At 72.4% G+C, this 16,153-nt stretch carries 14 protein-coding genes and 2 pseudogenes; 4 read left to right on the top strand and 12 right to left on the bottom strand.

Going from position 1 to position 16,153, the window contains the following annotated elements:
- Nucleotides 1-16 precede the first annotated feature (16 nt).
- Nucleotides 17-790, top strand: a complete 774-nt coding sequence (locus Q4V64_RS45765; RefSeq protein ID WP_124437861.1) for an MBL fold metallo-hydrolase — start codon at nt 17-19, stop codon at nt 788-790.
- Nucleotides 787-1,419 carry a DedA family protein gene (locus Q4V64_RS45760; RefSeq protein ID WP_124437862.1) on the top strand — a complete coding sequence of 211 codons (633 nt, stop codon included), beginning with the start codon at nt 787-789 and terminating at the stop codon, nt 1,417-1,419. Before Q4V64_RS45765 ends, Q4V64_RS45760 begins: the two co-directional genes overlap by 4 nt.
- A gap of 107 nt (nt 1,420-1,526) precedes the next feature.
- Here the strand turns inward: Q4V64_RS45760 and Q4V64_RS45755 are convergent, their stop codons facing one another.
- The 10 genes and pseudogenes from Q4V64_RS45755 to Q4V64_RS45715 all read right to left on the bottom strand — a co-directional run bounded on the left by Q4V64_RS45755 (nt 1,527) and on the right by Q4V64_RS45715 (nt 11,257).
- The gene (locus tag Q4V64_RS45755) at nt 1,527-3,038 is read right to left on the bottom strand and encodes an ATP-binding cassette domain-containing protein (protein ID WP_301184469.1); all 1,512 of its coding nucleotides are present in this window, start codon (nt 3,036-3,038) and stop codon (nt 1,527-1,529) included.
- 46 nt (nt 3,039-3,084) lie between these two features.
- Nucleotides 3,085-3,225 (bottom strand): annotated as a pseudogene (locus Q4V64_RS45750) (hypothetical protein); the annotation flags it as partial.
- A gap of 8 nt (nt 3,226-3,233) precedes the next feature.
- The gene (locus Q4V64_RS45745) at nt 3,234-4,865 is read right to left on the bottom strand and encodes an MFS transporter (protein ID WP_124437868.1); all 1,632 of its coding nucleotides are present in this window, start codon (nt 4,863-4,865) and stop codon (nt 3,234-3,236) included.
- Nucleotides 4,866-4,905: 40 nt separating this feature from the next.
- Nucleotides 4,906-5,298 (bottom strand): DUF6545 domain-containing protein, encoded by a 393-nt coding sequence (locus tag Q4V64_RS45740; RefSeq protein WP_348540850.1) that lies wholly within the window; start codon nt 5,296-5,298, stop codon nt 4,906-4,908.
- 971 nt (nt 5,299-6,269) lie between these two features.
- Nucleotides 6,270-6,467 (bottom strand): annotated as a pseudogene (locus Q4V64_RS55750) (ABC transporter ATP-binding protein); the annotation flags it as partial.
- Nucleotides 6,431-6,742 (bottom strand): hypothetical protein, encoded by a 312-nt coding sequence (locus Q4V64_RS45735; protein ID WP_303714506.1) that lies wholly within the window; start codon nt 6,740-6,742, stop codon nt 6,431-6,433. The pseudogene Q4V64_RS55750 and the gene Q4V64_RS45735, both read right to left, overlap by 37 nt.
- Nucleotides 6,743-6,819: 77 nt before the next feature.
- Nucleotides 6,820-7,875, bottom strand: coding sequence for an MBL fold metallo-hydrolase (locus tag Q4V64_RS45730; protein WP_124437864.1), 1,056 nt, complete (start codon nt 7,873-7,875; stop codon nt 6,820-6,822).
- Entirely contained in the window at nt 7,872-9,119 is a 1,248-nt protein-coding gene (locus Q4V64_RS45725; protein WP_124437865.1) for an aminotransferase class I/II-fold pyridoxal phosphate-dependent enzyme, read from the bottom strand. The genes Q4V64_RS45730 and Q4V64_RS45725 overlap by 4 nt, the downstream gene beginning before the upstream one ends.
- A 161-nt stretch (nt 9,120-9,280) precedes the next feature.
- Nucleotides 9,281-10,039 (bottom strand): hypothetical protein, encoded by a 759-nt coding sequence (locus Q4V64_RS45720; RefSeq protein WP_124437866.1) that lies wholly within the window; start codon nt 10,037-10,039, stop codon nt 9,281-9,283.
- A 501-nt stretch (nt 10,040-10,540) separates the two neighbouring features.
- Nucleotides 10,541-11,257: a GAF and ANTAR domain-containing protein gene (locus tag Q4V64_RS45715; RefSeq protein WP_124437869.1), complete on the bottom strand. Its 717-nt coding sequence runs from the start codon at nt 11,255-11,257 to the stop codon at nt 10,541-10,543.
- Between the two features lie 111 nt (nt 11,258-11,368).
- On the opposite strand from Q4V64_RS45715, the gene Q4V64_RS45710 reads away from it, so the two are divergent.
- Nucleotides 11,369-12,514: a GAF domain-containing protein gene (locus tag Q4V64_RS45710; RefSeq protein ID WP_124437870.1), complete on the top strand. Its 1,146-nt coding sequence runs from the start codon at nt 11,369-11,371 to the stop codon at nt 12,512-12,514.
- 15 nt (nt 12,515-12,529) lie between these two features.
- On the opposite strand, the gene Q4V64_RS45705 is transcribed toward Q4V64_RS45710, so the two are convergent.
- The gene (locus Q4V64_RS45705; RefSeq protein ID WP_124437871.1) at nt 12,530-13,324 is read right to left on the bottom strand and encodes an RNA polymerase sigma factor SigF; all 795 of its coding nucleotides are present in this window, start codon (nt 13,322-13,324) and stop codon (nt 12,530-12,532) included.
- A gap of 245 nt (nt 13,325-13,569) precedes the next feature.
- On the opposite strand from Q4V64_RS45705, the gene Q4V64_RS45700 reads away from it, so the two are divergent.
- Nucleotides 13,570-15,366, top strand: coding sequence for a thiamine pyrophosphate-requiring protein (locus Q4V64_RS45700; RefSeq protein WP_124437872.1), 1,797 nt, complete (start codon nt 13,570-13,572; stop codon nt 15,364-15,366).
- 68 nt (nt 15,367-15,434) lie between these two features.
- On the opposite strand, the gene Q4V64_RS45695 is transcribed toward Q4V64_RS45700, so the two are convergent.
- Complete coding sequence (locus Q4V64_RS45695; protein WP_124437873.1) at nt 15,435-16,136, bottom strand: GntR family transcriptional regulator; 702 nt, start codon at nt 16,134-16,136, stop codon at nt 15,435-15,437.
- Nucleotides 16,137-16,153: the final 17 nt, after the last annotated feature.

The raw sequence follows: 16,153 nt of genomic DNA, 5'->3' as shown, positions 1-16,153 counted from the left end.
CGAAGGAGGCAAAGAGGTGCCGGTGGAGATCACTTGGTGGGGTCACGCCACCTGCACGGTCGAGGACTCGAACATGCGTGTGCTCACCGACCCTTTGTTCGCGCGGCGGCTCGCGCATCTGCGGCGCCGCCGCGGCGCGCTGCCGCCGCCCGGCGCCCGGCGCGCGGACGTCGCACTGGTCTCCCACCTGCACGCCGACCATCTGCACGTGCCGTCGCTGGCGCGGCTCGATGCGGGCACGCGCCTGCTCGTGCCCCGCGGCGCACCACGGGCGGTACCGGGGCTGCGCCGGCTCACTCATCTCCGGGTGAGCGAGGTGGCTGCGGGGGACGAAACCAGGGTGGGCGACCTGCTGATACGGGCCGTGCCCGCCCGGCACGACGGCCGGCGGCTGCCGCTGGGCCCGCACCGCTCCCCCGCACTCGGCTACGTCGTCGAGGGCGAGGCCCGCACCTACTTCGCCGGGGACACCGGGCTGTTCGACGACATGGCTCAGGAGGTCGGGCCGGTCGACGTGGCGCTGCTGCCGGTGGGCGGCTGGGGGCCGTACCTCGGTGAGGGGCACCTGGACGCGGGGCGGGCGGCGCAGGCGCTGGCCCGCCTCGCGCCGCTCAGTGCCGTGCCGGTGCACTACGGCACGTACTGGCCGATCGGGATGGACGCGGTGCGCCCGCACGAGTTCCACGCGCCGGGCGACGAGTTCGTGCGCCTGGCGGCCGAGCACGCGCCGCGGGTGTCGGTGCACCGGCTCGGGCACGGGGAGAGCGTGCGGCTGGAGGTCGCCCGGTGAGCTGGCTCGCGGCCGCCCCGGCGACCGTGCCGCACGAGACGGCGCAGCAGGCGATCGGCTATCCGACGCTGTTCCTGCTGGTGCTGATCGGCGCGCTGGTGCCGGTGGTGCCGACGGGGGCGCTGGTGAGTTCGGCGGCCGTGGTGGCCTTCCACCAGACGGCTCCGTTCTCACTGGCGCTGGTGTTCGTGACGGCCTCGGCGGCGGCGTTCCTCGGTGACATCGCGCTGTACTGGCTGGGGCGGCGCGGGATGGGCTCGAAGAACGGCTCGCGCTGGCTGGAGGCGATCCGCTCGCGCGCCCCCGAGGACCGCCTCAGACGGTCCCAGGAGAAGCTCGCCGAGCACGGGGTGGCGGTGCTCGTGCTGTCCCGGCTGGTGCCGGCGGGCCGGATCCCGGTGATGCTGGCCTGCCTGATGGCGAAGTGGCCGCTGCGCCGCTTCGCCCGCGGCAACCTGCCGGCCTGCCTGGCCTGGGCGGTGACGTACCAGCTGATCGGGATCCTCGGCGGTTCGCTGTTCGATGAGCCCTGGGAGGGCGTGGTCGCGGCGGTCGCGCTGACCCTGCTGATCAGCGCGGCGCCCGGCCTGTGGCGGCGGATACGGAAGCCGAAGACGACGGCTGCTTGAGGGCCGGCCCCAGGTGTGCTGTCCGGACAGGTTGGTAGGACGACCAGCAGTACGACCGGCCCTCCCCGACCTCGCACCCTCGACCTCCCCCGGCGCCGCCGCGCCCGCTACCGATCTCTCCTCGTCCGACCCTCCGGTGACATGGCGGGGCCGCCACGCGAGGAGCCGGCCTCTCCCATGTCGATCAGCCGTCCCGCGACCCGGCGCAGCCGCCGGTCGTGGGTGAGGACCGGGCCGGGGAAGTCGTCGAGCGCTGCCTGGAGGTCCTCCACGAGTGGCAGGCTGAGGTGGTTGGTCGGCTCGTCCAGGAGCAGCACGTGCGGCTGGAGTCTCACCAGCCGAGCCAGATCGAGCCGACGGCGCTGGCCCACACTCAGCGAACCCACCGGCACCCGCAGGTCTTCTTCCCGGAACAGTCCGAGGCCGAGGAGTTGCTCAGCGGCTTCGTCCTCCGCGGCGTTCACCGTCTCGGCGAAGGCCCGCAGCAACGGCTGGGTCTCGGCGGGGAAGTGGCTCTCCTGCGGCAGGTGCGCGATTCGCAGGCCCGGCCGGTGACGCACCGTACCGGAGGACGGAGGCGACTCTCCGGCGAGGACGCGGAGCAGAGTGGACTTGCCCGCACCGTTCGGGCCCACCACGACGACGCGGTCCGTGCCCTGGAGGACCACCGGCGGAAGGCGGATGCCGCCGAGTGTTTCGGTGGCCTCGGCCTCGACGAGCGGGCCGTCACCGGTGTCCGTCGTGGGCGGGCCGTCGGCGAGGCCGGCCGCCCGGAAACGCAACGGCGCCGGAGGCCTGGGAACGGAGGAGGCGTGCAGGCGCCGGATCTCCTCCCTGGCCGAACGCGCCTGCCGCGAGACGGCCGCCTGCGCGCCGACCGCCCGGGCGTCGTACTCCATCTTCCCGGTGTCGCGTGGCCCCCGGTAGCCACGCGCCGTCACACTGGCGCGGGAGAGTCGCGCCCTGGCCGCGGCGAGCCGTTCCTCCCACGCGCGGTAACGGGTCTCCCAGCGTCGCCGTGCCGCGGCCTGTTCGGCGGTGTAGGCCCCGTACCGTCCTCCGTAGCGGACCGCGGTTCCTTCCGGGCCATCCAGATCGATCAGGCCGGTGACGGCGCTGTCGAGCAGATCGCGGTCGTGAGAGGCCATCAGGCACGGCCCGGGGTACGTGCGGAGCCATCCCGCGAGCCAGTCCGCCGCCGCGTCGTCGAGATGGTTCGTCGGCTCGTCGAGAAGCAGCGCGGGCGGCCGTCGCAGGACGAGCAGCGCCAGACTGAGACGCGCCCGCTCGCCCCCGGACAGGTCGCGGACGAGCCGGGCGGGCGGCAGGCGGCGCAGACCGAGTGCCTCGAAGACCTCTTCGGCGCGGGCTTCGAAGCGCCACCCGTCGCGTGCGGCGAACTCCTCCTGGAGCGCGGCGTACTCGTCCAGGACCAAGGGCAGTTCGTCCGCGTCGGCGCCGTCCATGCGCTGCTCCAGCTCACGCATCCGCCCGCTGATCCGGTCCAGGTCGGCGCGGGCCAGGGAGAGACACCGGGACAGGTCCCAGCCACCCGGCAGTTCGGGTTCCTGCGGCAGATGGCCGGGGTCGCCCCTCGAGGGCCGACCGGACCTGCCCACGGTCAGGGGCCTCGCTTCCGGCAAGTATGCGCAGCAGAGTCGATTTGCCGACGCCGTTCTCTCCTATCAGGCCGAGGCGATCGCCCGCCGAGACGGTGACGGTGACACCGTTCAGCACGATCCGGTCGCCGCGGGCCTTGACGATGTCCTCGGCCGCCAGATGCGCGGCGCCGTTCGTGACCACCATGTCGCGGATCATGAGCGTTCGCCCTCCTCGGTGCCGGGTCCGGGTCCGCGTCCGTACCTGTCGGCGGAGACGGTGGCGGGCTGCGCCGAGGCGTTCCCGTCGGCGTCCGGCTGGGGAGCGGAGTCGGCGGAGGCCGGCAGATCGCGGAGCCTGACGGCGCTGAGGACGGCGGCGGCGACCACGATCACGGTGGCCGCCGCGGCGGACAGGGCGAGTCCCTGGGCGAACGCCGTACGGGCTGCCTCGGACAGCGCGGGACCGAGGCCGCCGGGGAGATCCTCGGCGATCCGCAGGGCACCGGCGATCGTGTTCTTCGCGGCGTCCGACGCCTCCGCGGGGAGAGCGTCCGGCAGGTTCTCGGACAGGCTGTCCCGGTAGGCCGCCATGCCGAAGCTGCCGAGGACCGCGACTCCGAGCGCAACGCCCAGTTCGCCGCCGGTCTCCGACAGGGCCGAGGCCGCTCCCGCCCGCTGGGGCGGCGCGGTGCTGATGACGAGGTCGGTGCAGATGGCGATCATCGGGCTCAGGCCGAGTGCGACGATCACGTATCCCACGATGAGCAGCGGGAGGTCGTCACTGCCCACCTGGGTGATCAGGCCGAAGCCCACGGCCGCCACCAGGAGGCTGCCGGTGATGACGGCGAACGGGCGCAGCCGGCGCACGAGTAGCGGAGCCAGCAGCGAACCGACGACGGTCCCCAGCGCGGCGGGGACCATCCACACGCCTGCGAGCATGGGGGACAGTCCCAGAACCTCCTGCAGATACAGGGCGATGAACAGTTGGGTTCCGCCCATCGCCAGCAGCCCCAACAGGTAGGTTCCCAACGAGGTGTTGATGACGCGGTCGCCGAGCAGCCCCAGGTCGAGCAGGGGGTCGGTCAGTTTCCGCTGACGTCGGACGAACACCGCGCCCACCGCCAGCCCGAACGCGGCGAACGACGCGGGCAGCCAGCCCATGCCGTGCTCGGCGACGTGCTTGACCGCGTACACGACCGACAGCACGGCGGCCAGCGAAAGGCCGGCGCTGGCCAGGTCCAGCCGCCCGGCACCGGGGTCGCGGTACTCGGGCAGCACGACGGGCCCCACGGCGAGCAGGAGTGCCATCACCGGAACTCCCAGCAGGAACACCGAGCCCCACCAGAAGTGGCTCAGCAGCACGCCGCCGAGCAGCGGGCCGATGGTGGTGCCGACCGAGAAGCTGGTCATCACCACGGCGACGGCGAAGCCACGCTGGCGTGCGTCGTGGAACATCACGCGGACCAGGGACAGGGTGGAGGGCATGAGCGTGGCCCCGGCGAGGCCGAGCAGGGCGCGTGCGCCGATCAGCATGGGCGCACTGGTCGAGTACGCGGCGAGGACGGACGCGGCGGCGAACAGGGTCGCGCCGATGAGCAGCAGCCGGCGACGACCGGCTCGGTCGCCGAGCGCTCCCATCGGGATCAGCGCTCCGGCGATGAGGAAGCCGTAGATGTCGGTGATCCACAGCAGTTCTGTGGACGTCGGTCCGAGGTCGGCGCTCAGCTGCGGCACCGCCAGATAGAGGACGGTCATGTCCATGGAGATGAGGAGCGTGGGCAGGGCGAGGGCGGCGAGTCCGGTCCACTCCCGCCGTCCGGCACGGGGCGGGGCGACTGTGCTCATGCGAGTTTTCCTTCGTCTCTCACGTACATTTCGTGTGCTTCTACGTGTGTTCCGTGTGCTTCCTCTGCTTCCGGCCTTCCCTACGTGCCGTACGTGCCGTACGTGCCGTACGTCCGGCGTGCGGTCGGGCACTGAGCACCGGCGGCGGCGCGGTGGCGTACACCTCGGCGACCCTGACCAGGAAACCCGCCTCCTCGGCCAGGTCCTCACAGCCGGGCCCGGCGACGGCGACGGCACGGCGCTGGGGCGGATCGCCCGCCAGCTTCGCTTCCCGCGCCCCTTTGAGCACGTATGCCGGCGCGGCAGCGGTCCGGTCCGTGCCGTGCCCCGTCGACTCGGACAAGTCCCCTGCCCTGGCCTGTAGTTCGGGGGTGGCGTAGTCGTGCAGGACGAGCATCGCGTCGTGGATCTCCACGACCTGGCGGTGGAGCAGGAGTTGGCGTTTCGCCTTCGGCGACAGGCCTCACGGCCCGGCCGATCGCCGCCACCGTGGGAATCGTGAGGGCCGTGGAGGTGAGCAGCCCGTGCAGGGCAAGGAAGAACGGCTTGAGCGAGAGCGGCCAGGCAGGACCGGCCACGGGCTGGGAGAGGACACCCAGCCAGAACAGACTGGCGAACGCGGCTCCGGAGGAGAAGAGGAACAGCGCCGCGCGGAGCCGGCGGCTGCCGGTGTCGCCCAGATGTCTCAGGCAGACAACCGCGCACACCCGGTTGGCGGTCAGGTGGGTGACGACGATGAGCAGCCAGTACGCCGTGGAGGGCGTGGGCGGACCGTCCTCTCCCACGCTGTGCGCACCGTGCGGCAGGCTCGCGACGTCGAGGGCGACCACGGCCGGCACGACGGCGCCCGCCACAGCGCGCAGCCAACGCCCCAGCGACCTGTTGCCGGTGACGGAACCGGCGAACTCCAGGAGGATGACCGCCGAGACGACCCCGCACACATTGCGCACCAGGTCCACACGGTGGCCCTCCCAGCCCCACCCGTCGATGAGGCGCCCCGTCTGTTCGAGGTCCGGGGAGTTGGCCATCGCCGCCGCCAGGATGATCAGCCAGAGGGGCCGCCGGCGCTGCGGTACGACGGCGTGGGGCAGCCCGCAGCAGGATGGCGGCCCACATGCACAACGTGCCCAGGGCCTGTAATCGGTCTCCGACAAGGCCCGCGTCGCTCAGCACGGAGCATCCAGTCCCAGTGCCGTCTCCAGCTTCCCCACAGGCCCTTCGGCCTTTGGCCGCCGGGGCCGTCGAAGCGCAGTGCTGATCGTCGCCTGCGCGAACAACGACGTGCGGGGCGGGCGGTCCCTGCTTGTACGCCGCGCACGAACGGCCGGCGATGCGCCGCTGGTCCGGGCGGACACCGCCTGTTCGTCCCGGCTCGGTCACCGACTGGGACACGGGCTCCCGCCGGATGCGTCCGTCCCGCACCAGCAGACGGTGAGAGAGCCGGACACGTTCGAGCAGCCTCCGGTCGTGCGACACCAGGAGAAAGGTGCCCTTGTAACTCTGCAGCGCCTGTTCCAGCTGCTCAATGGCGGGAAGGTCGAGGTGGTTCGTGGGTTCGTCCAGGATCAGCAGGTTCGCCTGCCGGTGCTGGAGCAGGGCCAGACCCACACCTCGGCCAGCGACTGCGACGCCTCCTCCAACGCCTCCTCGGCGGCGCCCACGCCTGTTCTCCGGGCGAGATAACCACGCAGCGACTCCCCGGTCCTGCGATCGCGTTCCTGCGCAAGGTGGCCAACGGTTCCGGCGGCGTCCACCGAGCCTGCCTGAGGCTGTTCCTCGCCGGCCAGGAGCCGCAACAGAGTGCTGGACTCAACTGAATCGAGGACTGTTCGAGCGCCGCAGGAGAAACCCAGATCTCTCACGTTGAGCGTCATCATCGCCAACTCATATTACTTACCTGGTGAAGGGAAGCATCGAATTCAAGTCAGCTTCGATCGAGCGTCAGCAGGCGTGCCTAGGTCAGTACGCGCGAGCCGCCCACCGGCAGGTCCCACAGGTCGTCTCTGGGCAGGCCTGCCTTCTCCCAGGCGGCCCGCACCCGGGTGAGGGGTTCGAGGACGGGTTCGGCCGACAGTACGAAGGTCGCCCAGTGCATGGGCGCCATGCGCCGCGCCCCGAGATCCTGAGCGGCGCGCACCGCCTCCTCCGGGTCGCAGTGCACGTCGCTGAGCCACCAGCGCGGGTCGTAGGCGCCGATGGGCAGCAGGGCGAGGTCGATGCCGGGGTAGCGTCGGCCGATGCGGTCGAACCAGTGGCCGTATCCCGTGTCGCCCGCGAAGTAGAGCCGCTGTCCGTCGGGGGCGGTGAGCACCCAGCCTCCCCACAGGGTGCGGCAGGTGTCGGTGAGGGTGCGCTTGGACCAGTGGTGGGCGGGGACGAAGTCGAAGCGGACGCCGCCCAGTTCGGCCGCCTCCCACCAGTCCAGCTCGGTGACGCGGGTGAATCTGCGGCGGCGGAACCAGCGGCCGAGGCCGGCCGGCACGAACACCGGGGTGTCGCGCGGGAGCCGGCGCAGCGTGGGGGCGTCCAGATGGTCGTAGTGGTTGTGGCTGATGACGACGGCGTCGACGGGCGGCAGGGCGCTCCAGGCGATGCCGACCGGGGTGATGCGGGCCGGGGTGCCGAGGATGCGGCGGGACCAGACCGGGTCGGTGAGGACGGTCAGCCCGCCGATCCGCACCACCCAACTGGCGTGCCCCGCCCAGGAGACGGCGACCGTGCCCGCGTCCACGCGGGGCAGCGGGCCCGGTGCGAACGGCAGCCGGGGAATGTCGGCGAGACCCTCGCGGCCCGGCCGGACGGCGCCCTCGCGGGCGAACCGGGCCATGGCCTTCAGGCCGGGCAGCGGGGCGGTGAGGCGGTCGTGGAAGGTGCGCGGCCATGCCCGGCTCTCGCCGAGCGGCCTCGGGGGTGCGAGGGGCGGGACGGCGGGCTCGAACGGCGACAGGGCCGCCTGGTCGTCGGCCTCCTGGGCGGGCGTGCTCGTGGTCGACTCGGACTGCTGCGTCATCGAGGAGGCTCCCATCGCTGAGCGTCGTCACGGAGATCGTCGAAGACCGATTCCAGAAGGGTCAACGCGCGTTGCGCGTGTGGCAGTTCCAACGGCGAGGGTGACCTGAGGCATTCCGCGCGCTCCTCGTCCGTCCCGCCGAGGAGCGGGCCGGTGGACAGCCGTACGCGCAGCGCTTCCAGGTCGTCTCCGAAACGGTGGCCGCCCGGTGCGGGCATGCCCAGCCGGGTGGCGAGGAAGTCCTCCAGGTCCTGGGCATCGCCGACGCCCCTGTCGGTGAACGCGGACCGCAGGGGTCCGAGATCCACGTAGAGGTGGCGGCCGGCCTGCGGCGGCCGGGCCAGGGCACCCGCCGTGACGACCATGGAGTGCGCGGCGGCGGCCACGCGCGCGTGCAGGCGTACGGCGGCGTCGCGGCGCGCGGTGAGCGGCTCGGGTTCCGTCAGCGCGTACCCGGCAGCGGCGGCTACCGGTGCGGCCACGCGGGCGCCGAGTGCGGTGAGCACGTCGAGCACGCGCGCGTGGAGGTCGTCGCCGGCCTCGCCCGCGGGGAAGCGGGCGACCGCGGCGGGCCAGCCGGACGGCAGCAGGGCGCCGGCCAGGTCGGTGACGACGGTGACCTGCTCGGGCAGCATCTCGGCGGGGCTGAGCAGCACGGTGTCGTGCGGCTCGTGCACGGTGTCGCGCCAGGTCTCGTCACTGACCAGGTGCAGACCTTCGCCGACGGCGGCCTCGAGGGTCTCGTGCAGCAGCTCGGGCGGGGCCACGGTGGCGGTGGGGTCGTCGGCGACGGACAGGACGAGCAGCCGGGGGTCGCCGCCCTCGGCGCGGACCCGGCGGACGGTCTCCAGGAGGGCGTAGGGGTCCGGGACACCGCCGCACTCGGCCGAGGTCGCGACATGGAAGACGGGTCTGCCCAGCAGGCGTGCGTACGGCGCCCACCAGGCGGCGCAGGGCCGCGGCACCAGGACGTCGCCGCCGAGCGCGGCGGTCAGCGCGAGCAGCAGGGACGGCGCGCCGGGGCCGGCGACCACCCGGCCGGGCTCGGCGGGCAGACCACGCCGGTCCCAGTAGCCGCACGCGGCCTCCAGCAGGGGGCTCCCGCCGCCGACCGGCTCACTGCCGGCGCGGCCCGCCGCCGCGGCGAGCACGGCGGACAGTTCGGGCAGCACGGGCAGCCCGTCCTCGGGGAGCGGCGGCCCGAACCGGACGGGGCCGTGGCCTTCCGGATCCGTCCGCCGCATGTGCACCTCCGAGTCGGGGGCTTGATGTTCTGTGCCGTCGGCTCCGTGGGTCGTACGGGGCGGGTCGTGCCCTCGGGCTCTGAGTACCCAGGGTGACGCCGGACCATGGGCCTCCAGGCGGGTTGTTCCGGTCACAGGGAACCGTGCGGCGGCGGTCCGGGTCAGTCCTCCGCGTCGGGCTTCTTGCGGCGCAGCCGGTACACGGCGGCTCCGGACGCCCCCGCGATCAGCAGGCCTCCGGTCACCAGGGCGGGCACGGAGTCGCTGAAGGAACCGCCCTCGCCCGCGCGCACTCCGCGCGGGACGACCGCGTCGTCGCAGGAGTCGCCGTGCGATTCGGTACACGGCCGGGCGGTGGCACACGACTTGTCGTGTTTGTCGGTGTCGTGTGACGCGGTTTCGTGCGACGCGGTCTCGTGTGACCCGGGGTGGTGCGCCCCGGTGTCGCACGGCTTGGCGCTCCCGCTCCCACTCCCCTTGCCGCTCCCGCTCCCGCCCTCGCGTGAGACCGTGAGCGTGGCGCTCCACTGCTTGCCCTGTCCGCCGTGCGCCGCCGGGCAGGTGCCGTCGACGGCCCACGCGGACTCCTTGCCGACCGCGTCGACGCCGCCCTCGAAGTTCTCGGCTGGGGCGATGCGGGCGGTGCCGTTGTAGGCGGGGCCGGATTTCTCGTCGCCGTTGCCGGAGACCAGCTTCAGCCGGACGGTGCCCTTCTCGAACGCCTGCGAGGTGGCGTCGATCGTGTCGGGCGCTTGCCCGCCGACCGGGTCGCAGGAGACCGAGACGGTGACGCTGCCGCCCGGCGAGACGCTGCTGGGGCTGACCTCGGCGGTCGGCTCCGCGAAGACGGCCGGCGCGGTGACGGACAGGGCGGCACCGGCCAGGACGGCGACGGACAGGGCACGGGCGGTGCGGCGCATGGAGTGGGCTCCTTCGGCCGAGGGCAGGGCCGGGGACACGGCGGTCGTGCCCCCGCAGCCATCACAGCCCGCCCACCGCAGGGACGCGCGCGGCCGGACACCATTCGCGGGACGGGGACGGCCGAGCGGGTGACACGACCGGTGCCACGGGGGCACGGCCGGGCTCCCCGGTGACGCGGGCTGTGCCCGGAGCGACGCGGGCCGGTCCACCGCGACGCGGAGCGATCCGGGGCGACGCGCGCCGGTCACCGCAGCCCAGAGCGATCAGGACAACCCGCGCCAGCCACCACCGCCCAGAGCGATCACGACAACCCGCACCAGCCACCACCGCCCAGAGCGATCACGACAACCCGCACCAGCCACCACCGCCCAGAGCGATCACGACAACCCGCACCAGCCACCACCGCCCAGAGCGATCACGACAACCCGCACCAGCCACCACCGCCCAGAGCGATCAGAGCAACGAGGCCCGGTCTCCCCGGCCCCGCCCGCCCGCCCGCGTCAGTTCAGCAGCGACGCCAGCTCCTTCTCCAGCCCCCTCCCCCGCCGCTCCACGACGGCCGAGGCGACGTCCGCCAGCTTCCGGTTCGCGCCCTGCGAGATGCGCCGCAGTACGCCGAAGGCGGTGTCGGCGTCGCAGCCCAGGACGTGCATGACGATGCCGCAGGCCTGGTCGACGACGGGGCGGGAGCGCAGGGCGGTGCCCAGCTGGTCGAGCTCGGTGAGCGCGGCGCGGTAGGAGCGGTCGCGGACCAGGCAGGTCGCGGCGAGGTCGCCGAGCGCCCGGGCGGGCCCGTGCGGGGCGTCGGACAGGGCGCCGGGCCGGAAGCTGTAGAGGCTGAGGGCCACCGTCAGCCCGGAGCGCCGGAAGGGGATCGTCACACTGGAGCGCACCCCCGAGTCGAGCGCCAGGGCGCGGTACTCCGGCCAGCGCTCCTCGCGCAGCAGGTCCGCGCAGTCCACGGTCTTCCCGCGGTCCAGGGAGGCCGGGATGGGCCCGTCACCGGAGCGGAGCTGCACCGCGACGAGCGCGGCGAGGTCGGGGTGGGTGACCGCGGCGGGCGGTTCACCGGCGCCCTCGTTCACCATGCCGCTGGCACCGCAGCAGTCGGCGGTGCAGCGAGCGGCCTGCTCGACCAGTTCCGACAGTCGCCGCCCGGGAAGGGCGGACTCGGCAGACTCCGTAGCCCAGGAGCCGGGGCGTGCGGTGTCCGGCATGCTGCTCTCCTCCTCTTGTGCGCACCTTCCCGGTGCCCCGGACGGGAAACGGCATCCACGGTTTGTGACCACCACCGGTCGGGGCCGAGTCGCGCACGTTAGGTTCGTCGCATGACGCAGACGGACGAATTCGGTGAAGAGCTCGCGGATTTCGTGCGCCGCGTCGCGGAGCTCAAAGCGGCCCGGTCCGCCTCGGGCGGGGACCTGTCGACGGTGCTGGACGCGGCGCTCTTCGAACTCGACCACGTCGCCGACCAGCTGTGGCCCTGGTACCAGCGGCTGTCCGCGACCGGCCCGTCCCGCGCTCCCTCCGGCCACCGTGCCGACCGTCAGGAGCAGCACCTGCTGCGCACCGTGTTCCAGCGGTTCCCGCAGCCGGTCGCGCTGGTGGACCGCGAGACGGTCGTACGGCGGCTCAACTTCGCGGCGACCGCCTTCACCGGCGTCCGCGCCGGATACGCGACGGGACGCCCGCTGACGGGGTTCCTCGCGCACGCCGACCGGGCCGCGTTCCGTTCCCAGGCCGCGGCGGTGGCGCGCGGCGAGGGCGACCGCAGCCTGACCGTCCACCTCCAGCAGCGCCCGTCGGTTCCGGTCCACGCGACCCTCACCGCCATACACCCGCGCGGCGAGCCGCGCACCACGGTCCTGGTGGTGCTGCAGCCGGCCGGCTCCACGGTGCCCGCCACCCCGGCCCCGGCCGAGGGCACGGCGGGCCAGGTCCCCGACCTCACCGAGGCCACCCGGCACGCGGCGCTGATGGACCTCCTGGACACCATGACCACGACCCTGCTGACCACCCGGCCCGAGGCCCGCTTATCCCGTGCGACGGTCCTGGAGCGGGCGGCACACGTGCTGCACGGCCGCTTCGCCGACTGGGTGATCGCCGACACCGGCGCCGCCCGCTTGTCCCGTACGACGGTCCTGGCCCCCTCGGAAAAGGAGGCGGCGGCCCTGTCGGCGCAGGATCCGGCCACCTGCCCCTTGGCCGTGGAGGCGGCCCGAGGCGGCTCCACGGCCCTCCAGATCCGCCCGGAGGACCCGAACGCCTTCGGCCACGACGAGTACGGCACGCCGGTCCTGGCCCAGGCGAACGTCACGTCACTGCTGTGCGTGCCGCTGAGGGTGGAGGGCGCGGTCCAGGGCGTCCTCACCCTCTTCCGCTGCGGCCCCCGCCTCGCCTTCTCGATGGCGGAGGCCCAAGCCGTGGACACCATGTCCCGCCACATCGCGCTGGCGATGACCGGAACGCGGTAGGGCCTGGCCTCTGACCTAGGCGGCGTCCCTCATCACCTGCTCACGAACCCGCCCACAACACCGGCTGATCAGCCGGGAGACATGCATCTGCGAGATCCCCAGCTGCTCGGCGATCCGGCTCTGCGTCATGTCCCGGAAGAACCGCATGTACAGGATCGCCCGTTCCCGCTCGGGCAGCGCGGCCAGCCGAGGCTTCACCGCCTCCCGGTCCACGACCGTGTCGAGCGCGGGATCCGCCGACCCCAGCGCGTCACTCAGCGAGTACCCGTCCTCGCTGCCGGGCAGTTCCGCGTCCAGCGACAGTGCCGTGAAGCTCTCCAGGGCCTCCAGGCCCACCAGGACGTCCTCTTCGCTCATGTTCGCGTGCTGGGCGATCTCCGCGACGGTGGGCCTGTGCCCCGAGATGGTCTGTGACAGGTCCTGTAAGGCGAAGCGGACGCGGTTGCGCAGGTCCTGGACTCGGCGGGGTACGTGCAGGGTCCACATGTGGTCGCGGAAGTGCCGCTTGATCTCGCCGGTGATGGTGGGCACGGCGTAGCTCTCGAAGGCGTTGCCGCGCGAGGGGTCGTACCGGTCGACGGCCTTGACCAGGCCGAGGGCCGCGACCTGGCGCAGGTCCTCGAAGCTCTCGCCGCGGCTGCGGAACCGTCCGGCGAGCCGCTCGGCCATGGGCAGCCATGCCTCGACGACCTGATCACGGAGGGTGTCGCGCTCGTGGCCCGGGGGGAGCTCGGCGAGCCTGCGGAATGCCTGTGCCGTGTCGGGGGCGTCGTCGTGCGGGTGGTGCTTCGCGCTCACTTGAGTGGGCATGATGCGTCGCAACTCCCTTGATTGTGCTCTGGGTTGGACGGTCACCGTGGGAGCGCGTCTGCGGTTCGGACAGACGCGTCCGGGGCGGCGTCCCGCCGCTCCCACGGACGTGCCTCCGGTCCGAAGCACTGTGCAGTGCGCCTGCCCCCGGACCCCGGCGGCAAACACGGGGCAGGTTTTCCGGGGGCGCGCGGGGTGACTCGTAAGGCTGCTGCCTGTGTCACCTATGTCCGGGAGGTCCGTCCATGAGCACCAAGGTCTCCGACCACGTCCTCGCGCGGCTGCGCGAGTGGGGTGTGGAGCACGTCTTCGGCTATCCCGGCGACGGCATCAACGGTCTGCTCGCCGCGTGGGGGCGGGCGGAGAACCAGCCCCGTTTCGTCCAGTCACGGCACGAGGAGATGTCCGCGTTCGAGGCGGTCGGCTACGCCAAGTTCAGCGGTCGTCTCGGAGTGTGCGCGGCGACCTCGGGTCCGGGCGCGATCCACCTGCTCAACGGGCTGTACGACGCCAAGCTCGACCATGTGCCGGTGCTGGCGATCGTCGGCCAGACGCACCGCACCGCGATGGGCGGCTCGTACCAGCAGGAAGTGGACCTGCACACGCTCTTCAAGGACGTCGCCTCCGACTTCGTGGAGACGGTGACGGTCCCCGAGCAGCTGCCGAACGTGCTGGACCGGGCGATCCGCACCGCCTACGCGCGCCGCTGTCCGACGGCGGTCATCATCCCGGGCGATGTGCAGGAGCTCGACTACTCGCCGCCGACGCACGAGTTCAAGATGGTTCCGTCCAGCCTGGACCGCTCTTCCTGGACGGCGGTTCCGTCCGAGGAGTCCCTGCGGCGGGCGGCGGAGATCCTCGACTCCGGTGACAAGGTGGCGATCCTGGTCGGCCAGGGCGCGGCGGGCGCGCGGGCCGAGGTGGAGCGGATCGCCGAGCTGCTCGGCGCCGGCGTGGCCAAGGCGCTGCTGGGCAAGGACGTGCTGAGCGACGAACTGCCGTACGTCACCGGCTCGATCGGCCTGCTGGGCACCCGTCCGTCGTACGAGCTGATGCGGGACTGCGACACGCTGCTGACCATCGGGTCGTCCTTCCCGTACACGCAGTTCATGCCGGAGTTCGGCAAGGCGCGGGGGGTGCAGATCGACATCGACCCGCACATGGTCGGGATGCGGTATCCGTACGAGGTGAATCTCGTCGGCGACGCGAAGGCGACGCTCCAGCGGCTGATCCCGATGCTGCAGACGGAGCGCGGCGGCCGCGAGTGGTACGACACGGTGTGCGACAACGTGCGGCGCTGGCGCGAGGTGATGGAGCGGCGGTCGCAGCTGTCGGCCGATCCGATCAACCCGGAGTACGTCGCCCACGCGCTGGATCCGCTGCTGCCGGCCGACGCCATCGTCTCCTCGGACTCGGGGTCGGCGGCGAACTGGTACGCGCGGCACCTGACCATGCGGCCGGGTATGCGCGGGTCGTTGTCCGGGACGCTGGCGACGATGGGATGCGGTGTGCCGTATGCGATCGGCGCGAAGTTCGCGCACCCGGACCGGCCTGCGATCGCGCTGGTCGGGGACGGCGCGATGCAGATGAACGGGATGGCGGAGCTGATCACCGCGGCGAAGTACCGCGACCTGTGGGAGGACCCGCGGCTGGTGGTCGGGGTGTGGAACAACCACGACCTGAACCAGGTGACGTGGGAGATGCGGGCCATGGAGGGCGCCCCGTCCTTCCTGCCCTCACAGGAGATCCCGGACGTGCAGTACGCCGCCTTCGCCCGTTCGCTCGGGCTGACCGGGGTGCGGGTGGAGAAGCCGGAGGACGTCGAGGCGGGCTGGCGGGCCGGTCTGGAGGCGGACGGGCCCGCGGTGATCGAGTTCCTCACCGATCCGGCCGTGCCGCCGATCCCGCCGCACGCCACCTGGGACCAGATGGAGTCGACGGCCGCCTCGATCCTCAAGGGCGACGCGGACCGCGGGTCCATGGTCAAGCAGGGCTTCAAGGCGAAGGTGCAGGAGTTTCTGCCGGGCCGCGAGAAGAAATGACGGGCGCCGTGATCGAACGGCACGGAGGAGTCCGGTAGCCCACCGCACCGTTCAGTGGTCTTCAGTGGTCAGGGACCGGCGTCCTCACCGGTGGCTGCCTCAGCGAACTGGTTGGTGTCGAAGAGCCGGTTGATGTGTCCGCCGAGTTCGGACCAGTGGTGTCCGGACATTTCGGCGGCGGCGCGGGCGTCGCCGCCGGCGCAGACGTCGATGAGTTGGTCGTGGTGTTCGATGGTGTTGCGGCCGCCGAGCAGGGTGGAGAACTTGCGGTAGAGGATGCGGTGGATCTGCGGGTGGAGTTGCTCGACGATCCGGCTGAGCACGGGGTTGTCCGCGGCCGTGATGGGGACGGCGTGGAAGCGGTCGTCGGCGGCGAGTGCGGCGGTGGTGTCGTTGGCGGCGACGGCCCGTTCGAAGTCGCGGTTTGCCTCGCGCATGCGCTGCAGGTCCCGCTCGGTCATGACCGGTACCGCTGTCTCGATGGCGAGCTGGTCGAGGGAGCGCAGGACGGCGAGGGTCTTTTCGACGTCGCGCCGGTTGAGGGTGGTGATGCGGGTGTAGACACCGGGTTTGGCCTCGACCAGGCCGATGTCGGCGAGCCGGGCCAGCGCCTCGCGTACCGGGGTGCGGCTGAGGCCGAGGCGCTCGGCGAGCTCGCCGTCCTTCACCTTCTCGCCGGGGACGAGCTCCCCGCGCACGATGGAGTCGCGCAGGCGGTCGAAGACCTCGTCACTGAGGAGGCGGCGGGAGACAGGACTGTCGAGTGACATATTGCGTACAGTACATC

This window comes from Streptomyces sp. NL15-2K (assembly GCF_030551255.1).
GTDB lineage: Bacteria > Actinomycetota > Actinomycetes > Streptomycetales > Streptomycetaceae > Streptomyces.
This window is presented reverse-complemented; position numbering and strand designations above follow the sequence as displayed.

Excerpts from the sequence above, each read along its gene's own strand:
- Q4V64_RS45745 (WP_124437868.1), bottom strand. The coding sequence starts at position 4,865 with ATGAGCACAGTCGCCCCGCCCCGTGCCGGACGGCGGGAGTGGACCGGA.
- Q4V64_RS45735 (WP_303714506.1), bottom strand. The coding sequence starts at position 6,742 with ATGATGACGCTCAACGTGAGAGATCTGGGTTTCTCCTGCGGCGCTCGA.
- Q4V64_RS45730 (WP_124437864.1), bottom strand. The coding sequence starts at position 7,875 with ATGACGCAGCAGTCCGAGTCGACCACGAGCACGCCCGCCCAGGAGGCC.
- Q4V64_RS45725 (WP_124437865.1), bottom strand. The coding sequence starts at position 9,119 with ATGCGGCGGACGGATCCGGAAGGCCACGGCCCCGTCCGGTTCGGGCCG.
- Q4V64_RS45720 (WP_124437866.1), bottom strand. The coding sequence starts at position 10,039 with ATGCGCCGCACCGCCCGTGCCCTGTCCGTCGCCGTCCTGGCCGGTGCC.
- Q4V64_RS45715 (WP_124437869.1), bottom strand. The coding sequence starts at position 11,257 with ATGCCGGACACCGCACGCCCCGGCTCCTGGGCTACGGAGTCTGCCGAG.
- Q4V64_RS45710 (WP_124437870.1), top strand. The coding sequence starts at position 11,369 with ATGACGCAGACGGACGAATTCGGTGAAGAGCTCGCGGATTTCGTGCGC.
- Q4V64_RS45705 (WP_124437871.1), bottom strand. The coding sequence starts at position 13,324 with ATGCCCACTCAAGTGAGCGCGAAGCACCACCCGCACGACGACGCCCCC.
- Q4V64_RS45700 (WP_124437872.1), top strand. The coding sequence starts at position 13,570 with ATGAGCACCAAGGTCTCCGACCACGTCCTCGCGCGGCTGCGCGAGTGG.
- Q4V64_RS45695 (WP_124437873.1), bottom strand. The coding sequence starts at position 16,136 with ATGTCACTCGACAGTCCTGTCTCCCGCCGCCTCCTCAGTGACGAGGTC.